The following is a 1,219-nucleotide window of genomic DNA, read 5'->3' on the forward strand; positions in this document are numbered from 1 at the left end:
CCACGGAGCCGCCCCCCTCACCACCGCCTTCTACGACGAACGCCCCCACTTCCGCTGGCACCCCGGGCTCCTCATCGACGGCACCACCCTCCAAGTCCCCTACCTCGCGGACCTCGTCACCCTCGCCGACCCCACCAGCCCCTGGAGCTTCCTCAACCACCTCAAGAACAGAGAGCGCCTCTACCCCTTCTACTTCGCCCAGCAGTTCCACATCCAGCGCACCGAGTACGACGCCTACTGCCGCTGGGTCGCCGAAAGCCTCCCCGGCCTGCACTTCGGCCACCAGGTCGACGCCGTCCGCTGGAACCCAGAACTCGACCTCTTCGAGATCGACTACACCCGCCTCGGCGCCCACGGTGAAGCCGAGGCCCTCGGCCGCGCCCACGCCCGCCACCTCGTCCTCGGCGTCGGCACCGCCCCGCACGTCCCCGACCCGCTCCGCCCCCTCGCCGAGGCCCCGACCGTCCCCGTGATCCACTCCGCGGACTACCTCGACAACCGCACCCGCATCCTCGGCGCCGACCACATCACCGTCATCGGCTCGGGCCAGTCCGGCGCCGAGATCTTCCTCGACCTCCTCCGCGCCCGCCCCGCCGGCCGCGAACGCCTCACCTGGCTCGCCCGCACCCCCTCCTTCGCCCCCATGGAGTACAGCAAGCTCGGCCTCGAACACTTCACCCCCGACTACACCCACTACTTCCACGCCCTCCCCGAACCCGTCCGCGACCGCCTCCTCCCGGCCCAGTGGCAGCTCCACAAGGGCATCGACACCGCCACCATCGCCGCCATCCACCACGAGCTCTACAGCCGCAGCCTCCACGGCGGCTGGCCCGACGCCGTCCTCACCCCCGGCGTCACCGTCCGCACCGCCGGCCGCATCGCCACCACCAAGATCGAACTGCATCTGGACCACGCCGACCAGGGCACCCGCTCCCGCCTCACCACCGACGCCGTCGTCCTCGCCACCGGCTACCGCGAACGCCCCCTGCACCGCCTCCTCGCCGGCCTCGACCCCTACCTCCGCAAGGACTCCTCCGGCCGCCCCCGCATCGACCGCAGCCACCGGATGGTCCTCGACCCCGCCGTCACCGGCACCGTCTTCGTCCAGAACGGCGAACGCCACACCCACGGCGTCGGAGCCCCCGACCTCGGCCTCGCCGCCTGGCGCAGCGCCACCATCCTCAACACCCTCACCGGCACCGACCCCTACCCCCAACCC

The 1,219-nt window shown here is 71.9% G+C and carries 1 protein-coding gene; it reads left to right on the forward strand.

Annotated features, from left to right (window positions below; genetic code table 11):
• Positions 1-1,219, forward strand: a 1,219-nt coding sequence (locus EF903_RS32750; protein ID WP_125548555.1) for a lysine N(6)-hydroxylase/L-ornithine N(5)-oxygenase family protein, incomplete at both ends; no start/stop codon positions are given.

The sequence above is a fragment of the Streptomyces sp. WAC05292 genome, from assembly GCF_003949955.1.
Taxonomy (GTDB): Bacteria; Actinomycetota; Actinomycetes; order Streptomycetales; family Streptomycetaceae; genus Streptomyces; species Streptomyces globosus.